A 23,451-nucleotide genomic window follows, 5' to 3' on the forward strand; every position below is an offset into this window, starting at 1 on the left:
CCATTTTATGATTCTTTTGGCATTTTCAAATCAAATCCGCCACTTACGATGAACTCGCGCAAGAGTTTATCATACTTGACAGGCACCTTGGGCGGAATAAGCTTTGTACCCTCGATTGCTTCAAAATATGCCTTTGCTTTTGCCTTGTCCACAGTGGCTTTCAAGTCATCAAAACGTCCGAACTCGTTGATGTTGGCTTCGGTGATATTTGCATGCATGAATGCCCGCAGCTTCTTTTCGTCCAAGCCGAAAACTTCAGCTACTTTGTGGATCTGGTCGTTCTGCTTTTGGGCAATGTACTCGGCAATGTACTCCCGCAAGGTCTTTCCCGGCTGCGGAACCACTGCGCCGCTTTGAATGTCGTGCAGGAAAATATTAGCGTACTTCTGCTCTTCCTGCGAGAGGGTGGCAAAGGTCTTGTGCAGCTCCGTTTCGGCCTGATGGATGGCTTCCGCTTCTGCACCCTCCTGATAGAAAATTTTCAGGTACTTTTCAAAGCGGGAGTTCATATAGTCCGTGTCGATGTCAGCAGTATCAATGGTGGTCAGATAGCTGTTCACCGCATAGGGAACGTCATCGTTCGGGTCATTTTCACTGCCATCCGGATTCGGCGTGAACAGCTCTTTATAGCGGAGTGCCAGCACTTTGAACGTTCTCTCGTCAAAGTCCGCATGAAGTTCCGTTTTCTCATCTGTATCCTCGTTGATGATCACAATGGGCTTATCCCACTCGAAGCCCTGCACCTTGGCTGCTTCCAGATTTTCGTTGAAGGACTGGAACAGGTCGGCAAACTTTTTGCGCTCTGCCATATCCGCAGGGATCTGCGAAAACTCTTCACTGCCCGCCGACACAAACAGATCTTTGATCTCCGCATAGAGGGCATTCAGTTTTTCCACGTTCTTGTCCAGTTTATCTACAAACAGGCCAAACGGTTTATCGCCGGAATACTCTTTTACCGCATCTGCGATGTTTTTCTCCATCGTGTGCGGACGGCGGTAATACTTGATGGTGCCGAACTGTTTGTCATCGCCAAACAGTCGGTTGGTGCGGGAGAACGCCTGAATCAGATTTTCGTATTGCAGCATTTTATCCAGATACAGGGTGTTGATCCACTTGGAGTCAAAGCCTGTCAGCATCTGATCCACCACGATCAGCAGATCAAGCTGTTTTTCCGGGGTACGCTCGATGCGCTGGTAGGGTGATTTGTGCGCCAGACGTGCCGCAATGTCCTTTTTCATCTTGGCAAAGGTCGGAATGCTGAAGTCCTGTCCATAGCGGGCGTTATAGTCTTCTACGATCTCTTTCAGCCCTTCTTCTTTGGTGATGCCTTTGCCGTTGTTATCAATGTTGGGGTCAAATAGTGCGGTGACTTTCAGCCATGGTGCGGCTTCTCTGAACCTCTTGTAATATTGGATGGCTTCCGGGATGCTGGAGGTTGCAAAAATGGCATGAAATTTGCTGTTGCGGCTCTGGGTCTGCCAGTTCTCGCAAATGTCCTCCACCACGGCTTTCTGGTGTTCTTCGCCCTCATACTGGGTGTTGGGAATATAATCTTCGATGCCCTTTATCTCCTCACCGAGCGCATCTTTTCCGCCTGCCATCGGCAGATTCAGATACTTATAAAACACCTTGCTCTTCTGTGGGTCGGCCAGAGCTTCGTCCACAGAATATGCCTTTGCTTTTTCCAGTGCGACCGCTTTCCGCAAGTCGCTGTCCTTGAAGGTCAGCACCTTGTAAGGGTCAAAGCCCAGCACGTTGTGATCCCGGATGCCGTCTGCAATGCTGTACCGATGCAGTTCGTTGCCGAAAACGGTGGCGGTGGTGCTCATTTTCTTCTGGTTTTCGCCTTGGATCGGCGTACCGGTAAAACCAAAGAACAGTGCTTTCGGGAATGTATGCTTGATGGTCTGCATCATATCGCCAAAGGTGGAACGGTGGCACTCGTCCACGATAAAAACCAACCGCTTTGCGTTGATCAGCGCAATGTCGTTGGGGTTCAGCTTGTTTTGTGCATCATCCTTGATGTTGCTCATCTTCTGGATGGAAGTCACGATGAGCGTATCGGACGGCGAAGTACTTTTCAGCTTGTCCACAAGAACATCCGTGTTCTCGGTAGCCTGCACCTCCTCGTTTTCCTCTGCAAAGTTGCGGTATTCTTTCAGGCTCTGGGTACCCAACTCGATTCGGTCCATCAGAAAAATCACTTTGTCCGCATCCTTGGAAGATGCAATCAGTTGAGCGGACTTGAAAGAAGTCATGGTCTTGCCGGAACCTGTGGTGTGCCAGATGTAGCCGCCGCGCTGCTGGTCATTCTCCCATTTCGCCTTGGAAACGGCATCCGAAATTTTGCTGGCAGCGTAGTACTGATAGCTGCGCATCACCTTCAAAATGCCATCGGAACCATCGGCCACAGTATAAAAGCCTACCAACATATGCGCCATCGGAATGGACAAAAGTGCCGTTGTAACGTCTTTCCAGTCGTTCATCGGCTCGTTGTAGAAGTCCGCCCAATGGAAATAGTAGCTTTTGTTGAATTGTCCTTCCGGACCGGGATTGGCAAAGTAGACCGTTTCTTCCGGGTTCATGGCCACAAAAATCTGCACCAGCGAGAACAGTCCCGTAAAAATGCCCTCTGCCGCGTATTTTTCAATCTGGTTGCAAGCCTTTATGATGGAAACACCGCTCTTTTTCAGTTCCATGTGAATGACCGGCATACCATTGATGAGCAGCATCAAATCGCCGCGGCGGTCATTCAAAACTTTGGACTTGGTGGGGAACTTTGGCTGCTCTGCGATCTGGTAGCGGCTAAGTCCGGCTGCAATTTCCAGACGGTCATAGATTTTCAGGGACACTTCTTTGCCGAAATTCAGCTTATCGTCAGGATTGTCACGCTTGATAAGCACACTTTTGCCGTTGATAAATTTATTCAGCTTCATCGGCGTTTTCGCGTTCGTGACCTGTTCCATGATCTGCTGCATCTCGCCATCCGTCAGCGGATAATCGTTCAGTCGGTCAATGCCGCGGTTGTTCTCAAAAAGGATGTTCGCCCAGTTCTGGATCAGTTGCTGTTCGGTGTAGTTTTTCAGCACACCATCTTTCCAGCCGCGTTCTATCAGGAGCTTTACCACTGCCTCTTCAAAATCGGCTTCTTTTGTAAACGCCATAACGAACTCCTTTCGACTTTGCAAAAAGCACCTCTCTGCGAAGGCTTTTCTAATTTGTACAAGCTTTTCCAGCTTACGCTGATGAAGGGTGATAAGGGTGTCAATACGTCTAAGGCAATCTGCAATTTTTTGTTGCTCTGCTTTATCTTTCGGGTATTTCACTGTTGTTTTTTGAACATTGGTTTTACTAAGGGATAGAACTTTAATGCCCTGCATCAACGGTAAAAGCTGGTGATGATAGGAGCTTGAATTCATGTAGTAGCCGAAATAGCCTTCTGCTGTTTTATTTTTGGGACGACACACCATCGTATGAAGTCCTGCCACAACATCTTTATCCTGAATATTGACGATTTCACAGACTTTTCCGGTCGTTTCATCTTCAGCAGTATCAGCAATGATGATATCTCCGTTTTGCAGAAGTGCACCTTTGAAATCGTCTTTGCTTCTCCCGGTTATAAACGGAAGTTCATCGTTCTGAGCGTCTAACACAGAGCCATATTTTATCAGGACATCGCCATAGTGGACATTCCGAACAGAACCACTTTCTTGGTTTAGTTCAGCACGGGAAAGCGTATTATTTGGAACTGTAAAATCAAACGCTTCATCCAGCTTACGCTGTTCCCAAGTAGGAGCAAATGCACACTTTCAGCAGCTATTTTCCACCGCCTACCGAATGTTCGCTGAAAATTTCACTTTCGGTTTTGCGTATTCAGCTCAAATTTTGATTTTTGACTCCCGATAGCTTTAAAACACAGCAGTTCCAAGCGTTTGACATTGCCTTGATTTTTATTCGTCAGCCTGTTTTGCATATTCTGAACGGACAAGAGAAATTGCGTTGCTCCTTAGCCAAACAACAAACGCCGGTACGTCCATCTTCTGGTTGCGGGCAAATTGCACCACTTGTTTTTATACAAACATCTTTTCAAGACAAGATTTCTTGATGTTTTGCAGCTTTTCCAACTTACGTTGATGAAGGGTGATAAGGGTATCAATTTTGCCAAAAAGCAAATGAATCTTTTCCTGTTCCCTTTTTGTCGGGAATTTAGCTGACACACTTTGAATATCGGCGTTGTGAAGATGAACAACAGATTTCCCCTGTGCAAGAGAGGATAAATACTTATGTGCTGCTCCACTCGAAATAGTTAGCGCAAGAAAGGCTGAATCATATTCAGTTGTCGGCGATACTATATTTAGGTCGCCACCCAGTAAAATGCCGGGCTTAACCACAACAGATGCGATTGAAATATCTTCCGCCGTTTCGCCAGAAGCAGGCACAATGACTTCTCCGCCCTTGCTATATACGCTTCCAGCTTTTTCTTTAACAAAGGTATCTACATCAAAAATGCAGGTTTCATATTTTGTGTAAAGGCGACCATACAGGATTATCGGAGTGCCTTCCTCGCATAAATCGTTCTTGGAGTAGCCTACACCTTTAGAAAAGTTCGCAATTTCACCCAGCTTACGCTGTTCCCAAGGGTCAGTAAAACCCTTGAAGCGAATTTCCGGTACAGATGCCCCATTTTGGGGGAACATCTTGTCCAGCATGGACTTTTTGATATTCACTAGCTTCTCATACTTACGCTGATGAAGGGTGATAAGGGTGTCAATACGTCTAAGGCAATCTGCAATTTTTTGTTGCTCTGCTTTATCTTTCGGGTATTTCACTGTTGTTTTTTGAACATTGGTTTTACTAAGGGATAGAACTTTAATGCCCTGCATCAACGGTAAAAGCTGGTGATGATAGGAGCTTGAATTCATGTAGTAGCCGAAATAGCCTTCTGCTGTTTTATTTTTGGGACGACACACCATCGTATGAAGTCCTGCCACAACATCTTTATCCTGAATATTGACGATTTCACAGACTTTTCCGGTCGTTTCATCTTCAGCAGTATCAGCAATGATGATATCTCCGTTTTGCAGAAGTGCACCTTTGAAATCGTCTTTGCTTCTCCCGGTTATAAACGGAAGTTCATCGTTCTGAGCGTCTAACACAGAGCCATATTTTATCAGGACATCGCCATAGTGGACATTCCGAACAGAACCACTTTCTTGGTTTAGTTCAGCACGGGAAAGCGTATTATTTGGAACTGTAAAATCAAACGCTTCATCCAGCTTACGCTGTTCCCAAGGGTCAGTGAAGCCCTTGAACCGGAGGGCAGGTTTCTTCCCGTTATCCTGCATAATCATTCACCTCCCAGCAACTTTTTGAGTTCTGCAATGCCCTTCATGTCAAATTCATTTCCCTGCAAATCGTCCAGCAGCCCCAGCAATTCGTGCTCGGTATCGGCAATCTGGCTCTCTACGTCCTCAAAGGTGGTTTCGTATTTCTTGCAGACGGCATCCAACTGCTTCACAAAATCGTCCAGAACGGCATCCGGCAGGCTGTTCAGATTTTCCATCAGGGGCAAGATCCACTTGCGGTGCAGCAGGTCACACACTTCTTCATCGGTCAGGTGCTCGATCACGCTCTTGGTGCGCTGATGGAGTGCCGCACTGTCGTCCTTGACTTTCTTTTTCAGGGTCTTTTCCTCGGCAAACAGCGCGTCCACATCTTTCAGGATGCTCAAAGTGGCAGGCTCTACTTCCCGCGCCTTGATGGCCTTTTTGACCTCAGCGGCAACAAAGGCGTCCTTTGCGTCATTCACAAAGTTCTGCTCCTTGTCCTCCTCGCTCAGTTCGTCCAGATGGCTTTCATATTCTCCGGCGATTTCGGAGAGTCTGGTTTCCTTTGCCCGCAGCGCTGCTACTTCCTCGTGCATTTTAACGTTCTGCACCAACTCAAAGGGCAGCACATGACCCACCCAGCCGTCCTGTACTTCGGCATCCTTTTTCAGCACCATGTTGGGGTCTACCTGCTTGGTTGCGGCAAAACCCTCGGTCTGGATGATTTCAAGGTCAATGGCGATTTTCTTCCAGTCATCGTCCAAAAGCTGGTATGCTGCATAGCGGTCAACCAGCGGAATTCCTGCCAGCCGTGCAAAGATCTCCCGGCTCAGGCGTTCTTCCTCGCCGGCAGCATTCAGCTGCGTCATGCCGTCGATGAGTGCGGACTTCAAGTAGGCATCAAAGTCACCGAAAGCATTCTGGAAAGCGGTCTTGAACGCCACCACATCCGGGTGGTTCAGAACTGCGTTTTTCAGGTTTTGCACATTCAGATGGCAATACGCTTCGTTGTCCGGGCTGAACAGAGCCGCTTTCAAGTGCGGGAATGCAGTCCAGTATGCAGATAGGTCTTGCAGTTCGGCCTCGGGAATGCCGCCAAACATGGAAGCGTAAATATCCCAGCTCTCAGCCTTTTCCGAGGAATCCACATACCGGGGGATGTTCAGGTTGTAATCATTCTGGATAATCTCTGCGCGGGATACTCTGCGTGCGAACTTTTCGATTTTCTCCGGGCGTTCCTTGTAAGCATCCACAATGCGTTTGATGTCACAGGCACGCAGCTTGTTGTTTTTGCCGTCCTTCTCAAAGCCCTTAGACGCATCAATAATCAGAACGTCCGAATCCTTTTTATTCTTCCGCAGCACCATGATGATGGTGGGAATGCCTGTGCCGAAGAAAATATTGGCGGGCAGACCGATGATTGCATCAATGTTGTTGTGGTCAATCAGATTTTTGCGAATTGTACCTTCTTCACCGCCACGGAATAGAACACCGTGGGGCAGAACGATGGTCACAATGCCGTCATTGCGGATGTGATACAGGTCGTGCAGCAAAAAGGCGTAGTCTGCCTTGCCTTTGGGGGCAAGGCCGTAATCCGAAAAGCGCGGGTTGTTCTCTTTGTCGTTCGGATTCCACGCCTGCGAATATGGGGGATTTGATACCACCGCATCCACAAACAGCGGGTCGTAGGTGTTGACCGGGTCGTTTTCTTCAAAGTACGGCCAATCTTCCTCCAGCGTATCGCCGTTGCGCGTTACAATGTTGTCGGGCAGAATGCCGCGCATGACAAGGTTCATGCGGGTCAGGTTGTAGGTGTTTTCCTTCAACTCCTGTGCGTAGTATTTGATGTTGTTGCCATTGCCCATATACCGTGCGGCACACTGACCAATGTTGATCAGCAGTGAGCCGGAACCGCTGGTGGGGTCGTAAATTTTGATCTCTTCCCGGTCTTTCAGGTGGTACGCCACGATTTCAGACATGAGCAGCGAAACTTCGTGCGGCGTGTAGAACTCGCCGGCCTTCTTGCCTGCGTTTGCTGCAAAGTTGCTGATCAGATATTCGTAGATAAAGCCGAGAACATCATAATCCTGCTTGCCGTCCATGGGAATATCTTTGATGAGATAGATCAGGTCGCGAATGGCCTTTGTCCGCGCACCGGAGCTTTCACCCAGTTTGGACAGGCCGGTTTGCAGCGTAGCAAAGACACCGTCAAACACCTTTTTGTGGTGCGGGTCAATCAAACGGCTGAATGCCTGCAATGCTACCGTTACGTCGTCAGCCTTGAAGTCGCTGCCTTTGCTGATCCATGTGGAAAACAGATTTTCATAGGCGATAAAATAGCCGACATTCTTCCGAACGGTATCCAGCGTTTCGGCATCGTCTTCGGTCAAATCCGGCAGATATTCGTCTGTCCAGTCATTCTCTTTCAGCCATTTGACTTCTTTGTCCGACAGAAATTTATAAAACATGAAGCCCAGAATGTAATCCTTGTACTCGTTGGCTTCGATTTTAGAGCGCATCTTGTTGGCAGATTCCCAGATTTTCGATGCGAGTTGCTGCTTGTTCATGCTATTCCTCCCAGTGGCCTGCAATAGCGCATTTTTAGAATTTTTAATCGGACAGCCTCTCCGATTTTATGCGTGTGTTCATTGAACCAATTATACAAAAGTGCCACCCGGTTTGCAATGCGAATGAAAAGTTTCTCAATCGCATTCGCAGAACCATAACCGTGGCAAGCAGAGCCTTTGTGCGCACAAAGGCTAAATTCGCACGCAGAATTAAAATTCTGCTGTGTTCATTCGCTTGTTGGGATGCAATCCCAATCCCTGTAATCATCACAATTCCGTGATGGCTGCGCATTCCTGTGGTGTGCTGAAAGAGCGTTTTGCAAAAAACGCGTAGCCTGCATCCATCGGATGTAGTTCAAGGGTTTGGGATTTCCCAACAAGCATTTTGCAACGCAAAATGGTCTTTGTATATACGAAGACACTGCTTGCTACGGCTATGAAAGCCTTTTGAATTGCAAAATAATTTTTCAGTTGCTATACTGGGCTTATCAAAGTTTTTTCGGGAGGACGCCGCAATGACCGCACAGACAATGCAAATCGGGAACAGACCTTGCCGCATTTGCGGCGAAGCCTATGCAGAATACCTACTGCTCCAAATGACCGGCGAACACGAACTGCAGAGCATGGACCATGAAGTGGCAATGATCGCGCAAAGCAGCCGGAATTTTCTGTTTGCGGCAATTCCCGTGGAAAGTTGGAACGATGAACTTTCTCCATGGGAAGCCCCTGCTGTGTGGGGAACGCAAGGGTTTGGCGGCAATGCTATGGACACCCTGCGCTTTCTGATGGAACAGGTCATCCCCACGCTGAAGCGGCAGTTTCATCTCCCGGAAAACGTCAAAATCATTCTGGGCGGCTATTCACTGGCCGGGCTGTTTGCGTTGTGGGCATCCACCCAGACTGATCTGTTCTATGGTGTCGCCGCCGCATCCCCCTCTGTTTGGTTTCCGGGCTGGATGGAGTTTGAACAGCAGCATCCGATACAGGCACAGCACATTTATCTGAGCCTTGGCGACAAGGAAGAGCGCACGAAAAACGCTGTCATGGCTGCGGTGGGGGATAATATCCGCACCCTGCACAGCCGACTTGCAGAGCGTGGCACAGACTGCACGCTTGAATGGAACAGCGGCGGGCACTTTAAGGACGCTGATTTGCGTACCGCGAAAGCCTTTCGGTGGGTGATGGAGGAACACACATGACCATTTTGATTGATGCAGACGGCTGCCCGGTGGTGGACCTGACATTGCAGATTGCAAGACAGTTCGGTGTTCCGGTCATCATCCTGTGCGACACCTCGCACCAGATCGAACGTGAGGGTGCACAGACGATGGTATTCGACAAGGGTATCGACAGCGTAGACTTTGCGCTGGTCAACCGGGTCAAACCGGGGGATGTGGTCGTAACACAGGACTACGGGCTGGCGAGTATGTGCCTTGCCAAGTGCGCCCGGGTGCTGAATCAAAATGGCTTGGAATACACCGCCGACAACATAGACGCTCTCATGCTGCGGCGTTATGAAAACAAAAAGCTCCTTCTTGCCGGAAAGCACCCCAAGGGGAGCCCAAAGCGGACGAAGGAGCAGGATGTCAGGTTTGCGGACACGCTTGAGAAGACTCTGAGCAAAAATTATTGATACATTCTTTTGGAAGGCTGGAGAAATCCAGCCTTCTTTTTTGGCGAATATCGATTTGAATGATTACATCTTGGCTACAGATTGTAAGTTGTGGGTGCAGAATAGCCCTTTTCATGGGCTCGTATATAGAGGGGTATTTCTTCGGAGTATCTTCTTTCACGAATGTTTGCTTGTACTCGTATGATTATTATGACAATTCCGTTTAATAGCAGACACACGATTTGCAAATGCAAATTGTGACTTTTTTGTTAATTTTCAAAAGCATTGCTACGTTTTGGCCTTTCTCGATGCCTACCAATTAGAGGGACAATTTTTCGGAAGCCTTAAATTTCGAAGATTTTCTATAAAACTCTGTTCTTTGAAAACAGAATAGTTCAATCGTCCGGCACTTCACAAAAGGTACTTCTGTAACTCGCAGCCCGGTCATAACGAAGACGGGGTGGCTGAAATGCCAATGGTGCGGTGTGAATCCGCTGCCGGACGATTCCCCACTCCTAGGGTGCCGAGGGCGAATATGGGAGACCTATATCATATTGACGCAGATGGACTGTAAGCCTATCTGCGACGCGAGAGTTGAAACTACTGTCAGCTCTCTTTACATTGCCACCTGACCGCAGGTGACACACTTTTTGACATTATGAAGGCTTCTTTTAGGAGTTCACTTTTGTCCGCTTATTACAATTCGGTTACAGAATCGCCTTGGATGCTATGGAATGACCTATTTCAAAGGTTCGTATATAGAGGCATCTTTTTTCAAGACCACTTTCAACTTCAGGCACTGCAGTTGTTGCAAAGTTCCACCCTCCATCGGTCGCCCCATGGACCGACGTTATTTTAACCGAGTGGCCACATCAACTATATTTTTCAAGAACTTTTCAACAAATTTCTTTTTCGGGTTATATTTTGGCCTTTTTCGTCGGCTACCAATTAGAGGGACAATTTTTTCGGAAGCCTTAAATTCCGAAGATTTTCTATGTAACTCCGTTCTTTGAAAACAGAATAGTTCAATCGTCCGGTACTTCACAAAAGGTACTTCTGTAATTCGCAGCCCGGTCATGACGAAGACGGGGTGGCTGAAATGCCAATGGTGCGGTGCAAGCCCGCTGCTGGACGATTCCCCACTCCTAGGGTGCCGAGGGCGAATATGGGAGACCTATATCATATTGACGCAGATGGGCTGCAAGTCTATCTGCGATGCGAGAGTTGAAACTACTGTCAGCTCTCTTTACATTGCCGCCTGACCGCAGCCTTGCTGCAAAGGATATAACCGCAGGTGGCACACACTTTCGACCTTAAACTACTTATACAGAAGGAGTGCCTATGAAGTTTAACGATGCCTATTCCCAGATGTTTCCCGGTTACCCCGATGCCGTCAGCCTTCAGCAGGCTGCGGAGATGCTTGGTCTGAACCGCCACACGGTCGGGGAACTGATCCGTTCCCACCGCCTGTTTGCGCTTAAAATCGGCCGCACCTACCGTATCCCGAAGCTGAGCGTGATCGAGTTCCTGCTCACCGGACAGAGCACCTTCCCGGCTGGAAATCCGCCGCTGGATGTGGTATGCTGTGGGTGCAGCAACGGACAGCACGCCTGTTGACCCAAAGGAGGTTTATGATGAAAACTACAGGGTCTGTCCAAGAGAAAAATGGACGTTTCTATTTCGTGATCAATCTTTATGATGCCAACGGCAAGCGGAGGATCAAGTGGATCTCCACAGGTTTGACCGTCCGGGGCAACAAGCGCAAGGCAGAATCCATGCTCCGGGAAATATTGCTCCACTATGATAAGACCGGGGAGCTGCCCACAGGGCGGGGCGGAGCCTACGAAAAAGTAGATGCTAAAACCGCCAAGCCCTTGCCGCAACCTCTCCAACCCGTTAACAAGTCGGAGATGCTGTTTCTGGATTATCTCAACGAGTGGGTGCAAGTCCACAAGGCATCCATCCAGCCTGCAACCTTTATCAGCTACAATCGGATGATCACCGGGCGCATCACGCAGTATTTTGAGCCGCTGGGCTTGAAGCTGTGCGAGGTCACGCCGCAGGTGCTGGATGAGTTTCAGGAGAAGATCTTGCTGGAGGGCTACACCACTAACACAGTCATTCACTACCACGCCATCTTCGGTAAAGCGTTCAAGGATGCCGTCCGCAAGGACTATCTGGAAACCAACCCGATGCTGAAAGTTGACCGCCCGAAGAAGAACAGCTTCCGGCCCAACTTCTACTCCAAGGATGAAGTCCAGCAGCTGCTGGAAGTATCGCAGGATGACCCCCTGCACCTGTGCATCCTCATTACAGCCTACTACGGTCTGCGCCGCAGCGAGGTACTGGGGTTGAAGTGGTCGTCTATCGACTTTGAGCGAAAGTCCATCACCATCAACCACAAGGTGACGGAACAGTTGGTGAACGGCAAGTACGTTCCTGTGGTCAGCGATGTGATGAAGAACAAGACCAGCTGCCGTACCCTGCCGCTGATTCCGGCTGTGGAAAAAGAACTTCTGAAGCAGAAGGAAAAACAGCAGCTTTACCGTAAGCTGTTCAAGAAGAGTTACAGCACCGAGTATCTGGATTTCGTCTGCACCGATCAGGAAGGCAAGCTGATCCGCCCGAACTTCGTGACGGAGCACTTCGACTGGTTGCTGACCAAGTACGGGCTGAAGCACATCCGTTTCCACGATCTGCGCCACAGCTGCGCCAGCCTGATGGTGATGAACGGCGTATCCATGAAGCAGGTTCAGGAATGGCTGGGGCACAGCACCTTTTCTACCACCGCTGACATCTATGCACATCTCGATTACAAGAGCAAACAGGGATCTGCTGGGGTCATTGCGAACCTTTTGGGAGAATCCAAACTTCCCAAATAATTATGGATTTATCGTTCGTGTATAAAGCATACTGTGATGAGGCAAAAGCGGTCTTTTTCTGCTTGATGCAAAAGAAAAAGTCGCAAATTCGTTTGAATCTGCGACTTCTGGCGGAGATGGTGGGATTCGAACCCACGTGCCCGGTTAAGGACAAAACGATTTCGAGTCGTTCTCGTTACGACCGCTTCGATACATCTCCAAGTATATTTTCATGGCAAATTTACGATTTGTATATCGCAAATCGGCCTTGAAACTTGGAACAGTTGCTGTTAGAATATTGTTAGAAAACGCATCGTTCAGACAGGCTTTGAAGCCTGTCAGGACATCAAAATTGACGTTCTCCCGTGTTATATGGAGACATCCGGCGAAGCATCCACTTGGATTTCGAGTCGTTCTCGTTACGACCGCTTCGATACATCTCCATATATTAGCCTTTACAGTATAGCAAAAAAGCGGTTTTCCGTCAACACTTTTCTCCCGTTACGGCACGGCACGGCTGCAAGCCATACGCAGCCGTGCCGTTTTGCGTTTTTGGGGCAGAAAGCGCGGTTTCTTTGCAAAAAAGGCTGTTCTTTTGGGCGGGAGCCGAGTATAATAGGAACGATATTTTTCAAATTTGAAGTATAGAGGAGAGCATTCCAATGGCACAGGCAAAACAAGATATGGGCACCGGCAGCATCAAAAAGCTGATGCTGCAGCTCATGATCCCCGCCGTGGTGGCGCAGGTGGTGAACCTGCTGTATAACATCGTGGACCGCATTTACATCGGCCACATTGCGGGCATTGGCGCGGCAGCGCTGACCGGCGTGGGGCTGTTCACACCCATTCTGATGCTGCTGAACGCTTTTGCCATGCTGGTGGGCGCGGGCGGCGCGCCGCGCACCGCCATTGCTCTGGGGCAGGGGGACAGACAGCAGGCCGAAAAGATCGTCTCCAACAGCTTTACCATGCTGATGTTCTTTGCCGTGGTGCTGACCATTGGCTTCTATGCCGGGGCACCGGTGCTGCTGCGGCTGTTCGGTGCCAGCGATGCCACCCTGCCGTACGCCCTGAGCTACAGCCGCATCTACATTGCAGGCTCGGTGTTCGTGCTGGTGGTGCTGGGCATGAACCCTTTTATCACCACGCAGGGCTTTGCCAAGACCAGTATGCTTACCACCGTGATCGGCGCGGTGATCAACATTATCCTCGACCCCATCCTGATCTTCGGGTTCGGGCTGGGCGTGCGGGGTGCGGCCATTGCCACGGTGCTCAGTCAGGCCGTGGGTGCGGCATGGATCATCCGCTTTCTCACCGGCAAAAAGACCATCCTGCGCCTGCGCAGAGACTACCTGCGCCCGGAAAAGCAGATCATTCTGCCGGTGCTGGCGCTGGGCATCTCTTCGTTTGTGATGCTCTCCACCGAAAGCCTGCTTTCCATCAGCTTCAGCTCCAGTCTGGCGCGGTACGGCGGCGATGTGGCTGTGGGTGCCATGACCGTCATCACCAGCGCATCCCAGCTGTGCACGCTGCCCATTCAGGGCATCTGTCAGGGCGGACAGCCGGTGATGAGCTTCAACTTCGGCGCAGGCAAGAAGGCCCGCGTCAAGGAAGCCTTCCGTTTTCAGCTGACGCTGTGCGGGGCCTACACCTGCTTGTTCTGGCTGTTGATGATGCTGTTTCCCGGCGCGGTGGCAGGCATTTTCACCTCGGACACCGCACTGATCCAGTACACCACGTGGGCCATGCGCATTTACATGGCGGGCATTTTTGCCATGGGCTTCCAGATCGCCTGCCAGCAAAGCTTTATGGCGCTGGGGCAGGCTAAGGTCAGCCTGCTGCTGGCCTGCCTGCGCAAGATCATTCTGTTGATCCCCCTCATCTTCATTCTGCCGCACGTTCTGCCGAACCCGGTGTTCGGCGTGTTTCTGGCCGAGCCGGTCAGCGACATTCTGGCCGCCACCATCACCACCATCACCTTCTTTGCCCGGTTCGATAAGATCCTCGACCGCGGTGCCGCAAGAATCTGACAAAGAGCTTTTTCTGCACAGTTATCAACCCCATCAAAATCCTTTTAGCTTGTATCTGATATCAGCCCACCTATCATAAACCTTGCATCATTCTGTAACACTATGTAATCTTTTGTTTTTTCGCAATTATCCAGCTGACGAAACATGTTCCATGTGATATACTATTTTCAAGTAATTCGCATTTACATCAAAAGGGAGGCTCCGATATCATGGCCCTGCAAAAACTATGCAATTGAACCCATGAAAACCTTTTTGGATGGTCAATATTCCATTCCAAATTATCAGCGGGAATATTCCTGGGAGGAAAATGAAATTCAGGATTTTCTGAATGATCTGGAGGATACCTGTGCCAATCCGAGCACCATTCACTTTTTCGGGCAGATCGTAGTTCACAATGATGAGGACTCCCAAACAAAATTCATTATTGATGGGCAGCAGCGCACAATTACATCCATGATTTTTGTGCACTCTCTTCAGCTTTTGTACGAAAATCTATATTTTACCACTCAATATCATCCTGCATCAAAAAAGGAAGTTCTATTGTCCAATTATGTAGGAGAATACTCTGATGAGGAAAAAAGCCTTCATCTCATCCTTAGTGAAGCGGATAATCCTTACTTTATTCAAACCATAACTGCTAGACAGCCGTCTGGTTCCAAAGAAACGAAAAAGTCCTGGGAAAGAATCCGAAAAGCATTCAAGACTATTTATGAATATCTTGATTCGCACTGCCAGGACGCTTCCGATACTTCCAAGAAAATGGATTGCCTTAACCGATACTTCGAGGCCTTCTTCGAGCGGTTCAAAGTCATGTATATTGAGGCCACCAAGCTGGAAGAAGCTTTTATCATTTTTGAAACATTGAATGCTCGCGGAAAAGACCTTGAAACAGCAGATTTACTCAAAAATTTTGTTTTCAGCAAGTCAAAAGATGTGGATGACACTCAGAAAAAATGGAATTCCATTGTAGACAACCTGGATAAAATTGATACAACCAATTATATCCGACATTATTGGAACTCTTCTCATAAATTCATTCGCAAAAACGACTTATACCGGGAAATTGTAAAATTCATCAAGACCCCTGCTGATGTGTCAGCTTTTCTCGATAGTCTTGAAAATTGTTCTCAATTCTACCATGACATTGCATTTCCGGAGGAAAACGTTGATTTTACAGACGATAAATTGATCTCTTGTCTAAAGAATCTCAAAATCCTCAAGGCCAAAACTTTTTACCCGATTTTGCTTGCAATGAAACAGGCGAAAGAATCCTATTCTGAAAAAGACCTCTTGACCGTCGCCGAAACCATTGAAGTCTATGTTTTTCGTAATTTTACAATCTGCGGAAAGGTTGCCAACACCGGTGAACGATTCTTTTCTGAGATCGCTCTCCGGATTTACGGTGATCTAAATTCCGTTACCGCCATCTGTAAAGAAATCCGAAAATCAATTGTCCCAGACGATGAGTTCACTGCTGCTTTCAATACCTGGTCAGGTTCCAACCGTGAAATTATTCGCTATATCCTGAGAAAAATCAACAAACAATTATCTCCAACAGATGAATTGAATCTCAACAACAGCGATGTTCATATCGAACATGTAATGCCAATTGAAAACAGTAAATGGAAAATCCCGGAAGATACTCACAATGAGTATCTTTGGCGGTTGGGAAACCTCACGCTTTTAAGCGGAAAGCTGAATATCCAGATTTCCAATGAGGTTTTTCCAATTAAAGTGTCAGAATATGCCAAATCAAAAATTGACCTTAATAAATCGCTGTGCACCTGCAGCGATGGTACTCCGCGCACAAAATGGATCGTTCCCGATGATATTGATATCCGTCAAAAATATTTTTCGGATTATGCACTCATAATCTGGCACATCCATTAAACAACTTTTCTATTCAATCAATAAAACAACGCGGCCCCCATACATGAAAAGGGAGCCGCGTTGTTTTTTTATTCCGGTTTTATTTCCCCGCCAGAAGAATGGCCAGCACGGCTTTCTGCACGTGCAGGCGGTTCTCGGCTTCGTCGAAAATCTCCGGTGCGTGCTGCTCGAACACCGCCGAGGAGATCTCCTCACCCCGGTGGGCGGGCAGGCAGTGCAGCACCATGACATCGGGCTTTGCGCTTTCCAGCAGCTTGTTTGTGAGCTGGTAGCCCACGAAATCCCGCAGGCGCTGCTCACTTTCCGGCGTGCCGGGCTTGGCGGTGTTCCACACAGCCGTTGCCACCACATCGGCGTCCTGAACGCCCTCGGCAGGGTCTGCGGTCAGGTGGAAGGCGCTGCCGTACTTGTGGGCGAACATCAGCACATCCGCCGCCGGGCGGTAGCTCTGCGGGCAGACGCAGGTGACCTGCATCCCCGCCAGCAGTCCGCCCACGATGAGGCTGTTTGCCATGCTGCTGCCGTCGCCGACAAAGCAGAGCTTCCGGCCCGCAAGGCTGCCCCGGCGCTCTCGAATGGTCATCAGGTCGGCCAGAACCTGGCAGGGATGGGCGTAATCCGTCAGGCCGTTGATCACCGGCACACCGGCCAGCTCGGCAAACTCTTCCAGATCGCTCTGGCGGTAGGTGCGCCACACCACGCAGTCGTAGTAGCGGCCCAGCACCCGGGCGGTGTCCTTGAGGGGCTCACCGCGCCCGGCCTGCAGCTCGGCGGTGTTCATGTAGTTGCCCAGACCGCCCAGCTGGTACACACCCACCTCAAAGCTGGTGCGGGTGCGGGTGGATGCCTTGGAGAACATCAGGGCAACCGTCTTTCCTGCCAGCAGCGGGGCCGTGCCGCCCAGCTTCTGCTGTGCCTTGAGTTGATCGGCCACATCCAGAATGTGGGTCAGCTCGGCAGGGGAGAGGCCGCTCATTTTCAGCAGATTTTTCATGCCTGCTCCTTCGGAGCCGTCGGCTCCATCTTGCCCAGCACATCGCTCAGGATCTCCAGCGCCATGTCCACATCATGCTCGCTGAGGGTCAGCGGCGGCAGCAGGCGCAGGCGGGTCTTGGCTGTCAGCACCAGCAGGCCCGCTTCGCGGCAGGCGGCCAGCACATCTGCGGCCTTGAGGTCGTAGAACTCGATGCCCACCATCAGGCCGATACCGGAAATGCTCTTGACATGGGGCAGCTTTGCGATGCCTGCGCGCAGCTGGACGGCACGCTCGTTGACATTGGCAAGGAAGCTCTGGTCCATGCGGTCCACCACCACGTTGGCACCGGCGCAGACCACCGGGTTGCCGCCGAAGGTGGAGCCATGGGTGCCGGGGCCCATGCCCTCGGCTACCTTTTCGTTCATCAGCACTGCGCCGATGGGCAGGCCGCCGCCCAGACCCTTGGCCAGCGTGACCACGTCCGGCTTGAGGTTGTAGTGCTCGCAGCACAGGAAGGTGCCGGTGCGGCCCACGCCGGTCTGCACCTCGTCCACGATGAGCACAAGGTCTTTTTCGTCACAGAGCTTGCGCACGGCCTGCACGTAGTCCGGGTCCAGCGCCATCACGCCGCCCTCGCCCTGAATGAGTTCCAGCATCACGGCGCAGGTGGTGCGGTCCACCAGCTCCTCCAGCGCTTCGATATCGCCTGCCGGAGCATACAGGAAGCCTTCGTTGAAGGGGCCGAAGTAGTTGTGGAACACCTCCTGACCGGTGGCGGTCAGGGTGGCGATGGTGCGGCCGTGGAAGCTGTTCACCAGCGTGATGACCGTGGTACGGTCCTTGCGGTAGTGGTCCACGCTGTACTTGCGCGCGGCCTTAATGGCACCCTCGTTGGCCTCGGCACCGGAGTTGCCAAAGAACACCTTGCTCATGCCGGTGCGCTTGCACAGCTTTTTGGCCAGCTTGCCGCAGGGCGCGGTGTAGTAAAGGTTAGAGGTATGCTGCAGCTTGTGGGCCTGCTCCGAGACGGCTTCGGCCCAGTCCAGATCACAGTAGCCAAGGCTGTTCACGCCAATGCCGCTGGTAAAATCCAGATACTGCTGGCCCTCGGGGCCTGCGGCGCGCAGGCCGTGGCCTTTTTCCAGCACAATAGGGTTGCGGTTATAGGTGTGCAGGACGTATTCGTTGTCCCGCTTGATGACTTTTTCAGAATCCATAGGTGTACCCTCCTGTGAACAGAAAACCCTCTCAGGCGCTTTCGCGCCAGAAAATGCTGGCAAAGGCTTGAGAGGGTCATTTTTCTTATTATACCGCCTGCACGGCACCGGCGCAATGCTTATTCGCGGTGGCTGCGGCGGTAAAAGCGGGTGCCGGAGCCGCGGTTGGAGAACAGCTCCAGCAGGATGGAGTGGGGCACGCGGCCATCGATGATGACCGCCTCGTGCACGCCCTGATAGATGGCATCGGCCATGCCGCCGATCTTGGGGATCATGCCGCCCGCAATGATGCCGGCGGACTTATAGCCCTCGATCTCGGACACCTCCACCTCGGGGATGAGGGTGCTCTCGTCGTCCTTATCCCGCAGCAGGCCCGCGATATCGGTCATGGATACCAGCTTCTCCGCTTTCAGCGCAATCGCGATCTGCGCAGCGGCGGTGTCGGCGTTCACGTTGTAGGCCTGACCCAGATCGTCCATGCCCACCGTGGCGATCACGGGGATGAAGCCGCCGTCCAGCAGGCTTGCGATCAGGGTGGCGTCCACATGCACGATCTCGCCCACATGGCCCAGCTGGGGGTCCAGCTCGGTGCAGCGCAGCATCTGGCCGTCCATGCCGCACAGGCCCACGCCGCGGCCGCGCAGCTTGGCAACCAGATCTTTGTTCACCTTACCGGCCAGCACCTGCTGCACGATCTCCATGGTGGCATCGTCAGTCACGCGCAGACCGTTTGCGAAATGGCTCTCCACACCCACCTTTTTCAGCATCTCGTTGATGGCCGGGCCGCCGCCGTGCACCAGCACCACGCGCACACCCAGCAGGGTAAGGGTGACCAGATCGTTCATGACGGCATTTTTCAGTTCTTCGTTGATCATGGCATTGCCGCCGTACTTTACCACCATGGTCTTTCCGTGATACTTCTGGATGTAGGGTGTCGCCTCAGAGAAAAGGCGCGCCATTTCTTCGTTTTTCATAAGATTTCCTCTGAACCCTCTCAGTCAATGCCTTGCGGCATTGCCAGCTCCCCCGAGAGGGGGAGCTTTTGCCGGACGGGTCACTTTATTTCATAAAATCAGCTGCTTGTCGTTCGTTTTAAGCTCCCCCTTCGGGGGAGCTGGCGCGCAGCGCCTGAGAGGGTTATCAGGTGCGGTAGTCGCCGTTGATCTTGACGTAATCGTAGGTCAGATCGCAGCCCCATGCCTTTGCGGATGCATCGCCGGTGCCCATGTCCACCTTGACCAGCACATCGTGCTCAGCCAGCACCTTGGCGGCCTCCTCCTCGCTGTAGGGGTGGTAGGCGGCGTTTTCGCACACATACACCTCACCGGCCTTGCTGGAAAGCCACACGCAGACCTTATCAATGGAGAAATCGCCGGGGGTGTAGCCGATGGCGCATAGGATGCGGCCCCAGTTGGCATCGCGGCCAAACACCGCTGCCTTGAACAGGTTGGAGCACACCACGCTGCGGCTGACGGCACGGGCGGTCTTCAGGTCGGGGGCGTGGGTCACTTCGCAGGTGATGAGGTGGGTGGCACCCTCGCCGTCACCGGCGTGCTCGGCACACATGTGCTCTGCAATGGCGGTGAGCGCGGCAACAAAGGCTTCGTAGTCCGCGTTCTCCTCGCAGATCTCCGGGTTGCCTGCAAGGCCGGAAGCCATGATGATCAAGGTATCGTTGGTGGAAGTGTCCAGATCCACGCTCATCTGGTTGTAGGTGCCGGGCACCACGGTCTTGAGGGCCTTTTCCAGCAGGATGGGTGAGACGGCGGCATCGGTGGTGTAGAAGGCCAGCATGGTTGCCATGTTGGGGGCGATCATGCCGCTGCCCTTGCCAATGGCACCCACCGTGCAGGTCTTGCCGCCCAGCTCGAACTGGATGGCGTATTCCTTTTTGTGGGTGTCGGTGGTCATGATGGCGGTGGCGGCATCGGTGCTGCCCTGCTCGTCCGCAGCCAGCTTTGCGGCGGCGGCAGGGATGCCCCGGGCAAAGGGGTCGATGACCATGGGCTGACCGATGACACCGGTGGAAGCGGGCAGAACGTCCTGCGGGTCGATGCCCAGCTCCTTGCCCACCAGCTCACAGCATTCTTCGGCCAGAGCCACGCCGTTGGCGGCGCAAGTGTTGGCGTTGCCGCTGTTCACGATGATTGCCTGTGCGTAGCCGTCCTTCAGGTGGGCGCGGTCCACCTTGATGGGTGCGCCGCAGACCTTGTTGGTGGTGTACACACCGGCGGCGGCGCAGCGCACGTCCGCCTTGATGAGTGCCAGATCGTATTTTTCTGCATGGTTTGCGCGGATGCCGCAGTGCACGCCAGCCGCTGCAAAGCCCTTGGGCGCGCAGATGCCGCCCGCAACTTCTTGATACTGCATAATGATCTTCCTTTCCCACAGGACGAACCCTCTCAGTCAATGCCTTGCGGCATTGCCAGCTCCCCCAAAAGGGGGAGCTTTTCAGCAAGAGGGAAACCTTATCTTTTTGCCAAAAGCTCCCCCTTCGGGGGAGCTGTCACCGTCAGGTGACTGAGAGGGTTTTCTTTTTTATTCCAACCCTTCGGTCTCTTCCAGCCCCAGCATCAGGTTCATGCACTGGACGGCCGCGCCGGAAGAGCCTTTGCCCAGATTATCGAACAGGGAGACCAGCATCATCTGGTCGCCTGCAGCGTTCACGGTCATGTACAGCTCCATGCGGTCGGTACCGGCCATGGCATTGGAGTACAGGCCGTTCTCCGGCAGGGCTTCGTTCAGAGCGTGCACCTTGACGGTGGCAGCATCCTTGTAATATGCCGCAATGCCCTCGGCCACCTGTTCGGCGGTGCTGCCCGCCAGCGTCAGATCCAGCGGCACCAGCACCTGCATGCCGCAGTAGTAGTCACACACCACGGGCACGAACATGGGGGTGTGGGCAAGGCCGCTGATCTTCTGCATTTCCGGCAGATGCTTATGGGCAAGGCCCAGACCGTAGCTCTTGGGTGCATCCAGCTTGCTGTGCGCCGGGCGGTCAGCGCTCTCGTACTCGGCGATCATCTTTTTGCCGCCGCCGGAGTAGCCGGAGATGCCGGTGCAGCTGAAGGGATAATCTGCCGGTGCAAGGCCCAGCTCCACCAGCGGGCGGGCAATGCTGATAAAGCCGCTGGCATAGCAGCCGGGTACTGCCACGCGGCAGGAATTTTTGATTTTTTCCTTCTGGCCCGCCAGCTCCGGGAAGCCGTAGTCCCATGCGGCATCGGTGCGGAAGGCGGTGGAGGTGTCCAGCACCTTCACGTCCGGGCGCAGCAGGGGCATGACCTCTTTGGAAGCGGCATCCGGCAGGCAGAGGAAGGCGAGGTCGGCAGAGTTGATGACCTTCGCGCGCTCGTTCACATCCTTGCGGCCCTCTGCGGAAATGGAAAGCAGCTCGATCTCCGGGCGTTGTGCCAGACGGTCGGCAATGCGCAGGCCGGTGGTGCCGGAAGAGCCATCAATAAAAACTTTCACGCTCATGCGTTCTTTTCCTCCCACGCATCCAGCTGTGCGTTTGCCAGTGCGATCTGGTTGTTCACGCTGGCTTCGCTGGGGCCGCCGTAGCTGGTGCGGCCCTCGCAGCACTTGACCAGATCAATGGCATCGTAGATATCGTTCTCGAACAGAGCGCTGTAGCCCTTGAACTCGTCGAGGGTCAGCTCTTCAAGGGTCTTGTCCTTTGCGATGCAGTCGGACACCATGCAGCCGGTCAGCTTGTAGGCATCGCGGAAGGGCATCCCCTTCTTGGTGAGGTAGTCGGCGCAGTCGGTGGCGTTGATAAAGCCCTTGGCGGCGGCGCGGCGCATGTTGGCCGGAATGGTCTTCATGGTGTCCAGCATGGGAGTGACCGTCTTCAGGCACAGCTCCAGCGTATCCACTGCGTCGAAGATGGCTTCCTTATCTTCCTGCATGTCCTTGTTGTAGGCGAGGGGAATGCCCTTCATCATCACCAGCAGGGTGTTCAGGTCGCCGTAGACGCGGCCGGTCTTGCCGCGGATCAGCTCAGTAACATCCGGGTTCTTCTTCTGCGGCATGATGGAAGAGCCGGTGGTAAAGGCATCGTCCAGCTCAATGAACTTGAACTCCCAGCTGCACCAGAGGATGATCTCCTCGGAAAGCCGGGACAGGTGCATCATGCAGATGGAGATGGCATTGGCCAGCTCGATGCAGAAATCGCGGTCGGACACGCCGTCCAGACTGTTGGCACAGGGAGCCGCAAAGCCCAGCTTTTCGGCGGTGAACTGGCGGTCCAGCGGGTAGGTGGTGCCAGCCAGCGCGCCGGAGCCCAGCGGGCACTGTGCGTCCATGCGGGCGGTGGCATCCTCAAAGCGCTGCAGGTCGCGCAGCAGCATGGAGGCATATGCCATCAGAGCGTGGCCAAAGGTGATGGGTTGGGCGCGCTGCAGATGGGTATAGCCGGGCATGACGGCGGTGGTGTTCTCACCGGCCTTTTTGCAGATGACCTTGATGAGCTCCACGATGTAGGCCTGCAGGGTGTGGCTGTAGTCCCGCAGGGTCAGGCGGATATCCAGCGCCACCTGATCGTTGCGGCTGCGGCCGGTGTGCAGCCGCTTGCCCGCATCGCCGATGCGGGCGGTGAGGGTCTGCTCCACAAAGGTGTGCACATCCTCGGCATTGGGGTCGATCTCCAGCCTGCCGGCTGCCAGATCATCGGCGATGGAAGCCAGACCGTTGAGGATGTCCTCACAATCCTTTTCAGAGATGATGCCCTGCTTTGCCAGCATGGCGGCGTGCACGCCGCTGCCGCGCATATCCTGCGCGATCATGCGCTGGTCGAACCGGATGGAGGAGTTGAAGTCGTTCACGCGGGAATCCACGGCCTTGGAAAAACGGCCCTTCCAGAGTTGTTCTGCCATAGTTTTATCCTTTACTGATAGGCGGCTCGCCCTATTCACTCCCTCAGTCACGGCTGACGCCGTGCCAGCTCCCTCTGGGAGGGAGCCTTAACGT

At 52.5% G+C, this 23,451-nt stretch carries 16 protein-coding genes and 1 tRNA gene; 7 read left to right on the top strand and 10 right to left on the bottom strand.

Annotated elements, in window-relative coordinates; translation table 11 throughout:
* Positions 1-5: 5 nt before the first annotated feature.
* Complete coding sequence (locus tag GKG34_RS05695; RefSeq protein WP_154255768.1) at positions 6-3,164, bottom strand: HsdR family type I site-specific deoxyribonuclease; 3,159 nt, start codon at positions 3,162-3,164, stop codon at positions 6-8.
* 309 nt (positions 3,165-3,473) lie between these two features.
* On the opposite strand from GKG34_RS05695, the gene GKG34_RS15840 reads away from it, so the two are divergent.
* On the top strand, positions 3,474-3,650 hold the full coding sequence (locus tag GKG34_RS15840) for a hypothetical protein (protein WP_243139215.1): 177 nt from the start codon (positions 3,474-3,476) through the stop codon (positions 3,648-3,650).
* Positions 3,651-4,070: 420 nt separating this feature from the next.
* Here the strand turns inward: GKG34_RS15840 and GKG34_RS05705 are convergent, their stop codons facing one another.
* Positions 4,071-5,345, bottom strand: a complete 1,275-nt coding sequence (locus tag GKG34_RS05705) for a restriction endonuclease subunit S (RefSeq protein WP_154255769.1) — start codon at positions 5,343-5,345, stop codon at positions 4,071-4,073.
* Between the two features lie 2 nt (positions 5,346-5,347).
* Positions 5,348-7,894 carry a type I restriction-modification system subunit M gene (locus tag GKG34_RS05710; protein ID WP_154255770.1) on the bottom strand — a complete coding sequence of 849 codons (2,547 nt, stop codon included), beginning with the start codon at positions 7,892-7,894 and terminating at the stop codon, positions 5,348-5,350.
* Positions 7,895-8,424: 530 nt separating this feature from the next.
* Between GKG34_RS05710 and GKG34_RS05715 the strand changes: the two genes are divergently transcribed.
* The 4 genes from GKG34_RS05715 to GKG34_RS05730 all read left to right on the top strand — a co-directional run bounded on the left by GKG34_RS05715 (position 8,425) and on the right by GKG34_RS05730 (position 12,388).
* On the top strand, positions 8,425-9,093 hold the full coding sequence (locus GKG34_RS05715) for an alpha/beta hydrolase-fold protein (protein ID WP_154255796.1): 669 nt from the start codon (positions 8,425-8,427) through the stop codon (positions 9,091-9,093).
* Complete coding sequence (locus GKG34_RS05720; protein WP_154255771.1) at positions 9,090-9,527, top strand: DUF188 domain-containing protein; 438 nt, start codon at positions 9,090-9,092, stop codon at positions 9,525-9,527. The genes GKG34_RS05715 and GKG34_RS05720 overlap by 4 nt, the downstream gene beginning before the upstream one ends.
* 1,320 nt (positions 9,528-10,847) lie before the next feature.
* Positions 10,848-11,123: a helix-turn-helix domain-containing protein gene (locus GKG34_RS05725; RefSeq protein ID WP_154255772.1), complete on the top strand. Its 276-nt coding sequence runs from the start codon at positions 10,848-10,850 to the stop codon at positions 11,121-11,123.
* Positions 11,124-11,137: 14 nt separating this feature from the next.
* Entirely contained in the window at positions 11,138-12,388 is a 1,251-nt protein-coding gene (locus GKG34_RS05730) for a site-specific integrase (protein ID WP_154255773.1), read from the top strand.
* A gap of 108 nt (positions 12,389-12,496) precedes the next feature.
* Here the strand turns inward: GKG34_RS05730 and GKG34_RS05735 are convergent.
* A tRNA-Ser gene (locus GKG34_RS05735) sits at positions 12,497-12,587 on the bottom strand.
* A gap of 442 nt (positions 12,588-13,029) precedes the next feature.
* On the opposite strand from GKG34_RS05735, the gene GKG34_RS05740 reads away from it, so the two are divergent.
* Positions 13,030-14,397 (top strand): MATE family efflux transporter, encoded by a 1,368-nt coding sequence (locus GKG34_RS05740; protein ID WP_154255774.1) that lies wholly within the window; start codon positions 13,030-13,032, stop codon positions 14,395-14,397.
* Positions 14,398-14,637: 240 nt separating this feature from the next.
* Positions 14,638-16,287, top strand: a complete 1,650-nt coding sequence (locus tag GKG34_RS05745; protein ID WP_044953333.1) for a DUF262 domain-containing protein — start codon at positions 14,638-14,640, stop codon at positions 16,285-16,287.
* A gap of 79 nt (positions 16,288-16,366) precedes the next feature.
* Here the strand turns inward: GKG34_RS05745 and argF are convergent, their stop codons facing one another.
* From argF to argH, 6 genes are all read right to left on the bottom strand, one after another.
* Positions 16,367-17,281 (bottom strand): ornithine carbamoyltransferase, encoded by a 915-nt coding sequence (gene argF, locus GKG34_RS05750; protein WP_005938546.1) that lies wholly within the window; start codon positions 17,279-17,281, stop codon positions 16,367-16,369.
* Positions 17,278-18,480 carry an aspartate aminotransferase family protein gene (locus GKG34_RS05755; protein ID WP_005938549.1) on the bottom strand — a complete coding sequence of 401 codons (1,203 nt, stop codon included), beginning with the start codon at positions 18,478-18,480 and terminating at the stop codon, positions 17,278-17,280. The genes argF and GKG34_RS05755 overlap by 4 nt, the downstream gene beginning before the upstream one ends.
* Positions 18,481-18,599: 119 nt before the next feature.
* Complete coding sequence (gene argB / locus GKG34_RS05760) at positions 18,600-19,454, bottom strand: acetylglutamate kinase (protein ID WP_005938551.1); 855 nt, start codon at positions 19,452-19,454, stop codon at positions 18,600-18,602.
* A 166-nt stretch (positions 19,455-19,620) separates the two neighbouring features.
* Positions 19,621-20,850, bottom strand: coding sequence for a bifunctional glutamate N-acetyltransferase/amino-acid acetyltransferase ArgJ (gene argJ / locus GKG34_RS05765; RefSeq protein ID WP_154255775.1), 1,230 nt, complete (start codon positions 20,848-20,850; stop codon positions 19,621-19,623).
* Between the two features lie 168 nt (positions 20,851-21,018).
* Complete coding sequence (gene argC, locus GKG34_RS05770) at positions 21,019-21,960, bottom strand: N-acetyl-gamma-glutamyl-phosphate reductase (RefSeq protein WP_120120348.1); 942 nt, start codon at positions 21,958-21,960, stop codon at positions 21,019-21,021.
* Positions 21,957-23,357: an argininosuccinate lyase gene (argH, locus tag GKG34_RS05775; protein ID WP_154255776.1), complete on the bottom strand. Its 1,401-nt coding sequence runs from the start codon at positions 23,355-23,357 to the stop codon at positions 21,957-21,959. Before argH ends, argC begins: the two co-directional genes overlap by 4 nt.
* Between the last annotated feature and the right edge of the window lie 94 nt (positions 23,358-23,451).

The sequence above is a fragment of the Faecalibacterium sp. BIOML-A4 genome (assembly GCF_009679665.1).
Classification (GTDB): Bacteria; Bacillota; Clostridia; order Oscillospirales; family Ruminococcaceae; genus Faecalibacterium; species Faecalibacterium taiwanense.

Excerpts from the sequence above, each read along its gene's own strand:
- GKG34_RS15840 (WP_243139215.1), top strand. The coding sequence starts at position 3,474 with ATGAAGTCCTGCCACAACATCTTTATCCTGAATATTGACGATTTCACA.
- GKG34_RS05705 (WP_154255769.1), bottom strand. The coding sequence starts at position 5,345 with ATGCAGGATAACGGGAAGAAACCTGCCCTCCGGTTCAAGGGCTTCACT.
- GKG34_RS05695 (WP_154255768.1), bottom strand. The coding sequence starts at position 3,164 with ATGGCGTTTACAAAAGAAGCCGATTTTGAAGAGGCAGTGGTAAAGCTC.
- GKG34_RS05725 (WP_154255772.1), top strand. The coding sequence starts at position 10,848 with ATGAAGTTTAACGATGCCTATTCCCAGATGTTTCCCGGTTACCCCGAT.
- argC (WP_120120348.1), bottom strand. The coding sequence starts at position 21,960 with ATGAGCGTGAAAGTTTTTATTGATGGCTCTTCCGGCACCACCGGCCTG.
- GKG34_RS05720 (WP_154255771.1), top strand. The coding sequence starts at position 9,090 with ATGACCATTTTGATTGATGCAGACGGCTGCCCGGTGGTGGACCTGACA.
- GKG34_RS05740 (WP_154255774.1), top strand. The coding sequence starts at position 13,030 with ATGGCACAGGCAAAACAAGATATGGGCACCGGCAGCATCAAAAAGCTG.
- argH (WP_154255776.1), bottom strand. The coding sequence starts at position 23,357 with ATGGCAGAACAACTCTGGAAGGGCCGTTTTTCCAAGGCCGTGGATTCC.
- argB (WP_005938551.1), bottom strand. The coding sequence starts at position 19,454 with ATGAAAAACGAAGAAATGGCGCGCCTTTTCTCTGAGGCGACACCCTAC.
- GKG34_RS05710 (WP_154255770.1), bottom strand. The coding sequence starts at position 7,894 with ATGAACAAGCAGCAACTCGCATCGAAAATCTGGGAATCTGCCAACAAG.
- GKG34_RS05755 (WP_005938549.1), bottom strand. The coding sequence starts at position 18,480 with ATGGATTCTGAAAAAGTCATCAAGCGGGACAACGAATACGTCCTGCAC.
- GKG34_RS05715 (WP_154255796.1), top strand. The coding sequence starts at position 8,425 with ATGCAAATCGGGAACAGACCTTGCCGCATTTGCGGCGAAGCCTATGCA.
- GKG34_RS05745 (WP_044953333.1), top strand. The coding sequence starts at position 14,638 with ATGAAAACCTTTTTGGATGGTCAATATTCCATTCCAAATTATCAGCGG.
- GKG34_RS05730 (WP_154255773.1), top strand. The coding sequence starts at position 11,138 with ATGATGAAAACTACAGGGTCTGTCCAAGAGAAAAATGGACGTTTCTAT.
- argF (WP_005938546.1), bottom strand. The coding sequence starts at position 17,281 with ATGAAAAATCTGCTGAAAATGAGCGGCCTCTCCCCTGCCGAGCTGACC.
- argJ (WP_154255775.1), bottom strand. The coding sequence starts at position 20,850 with ATGCAGTATCAAGAAGTTGCGGGCGGCATCTGCGCGCCCAAGGGCTTT.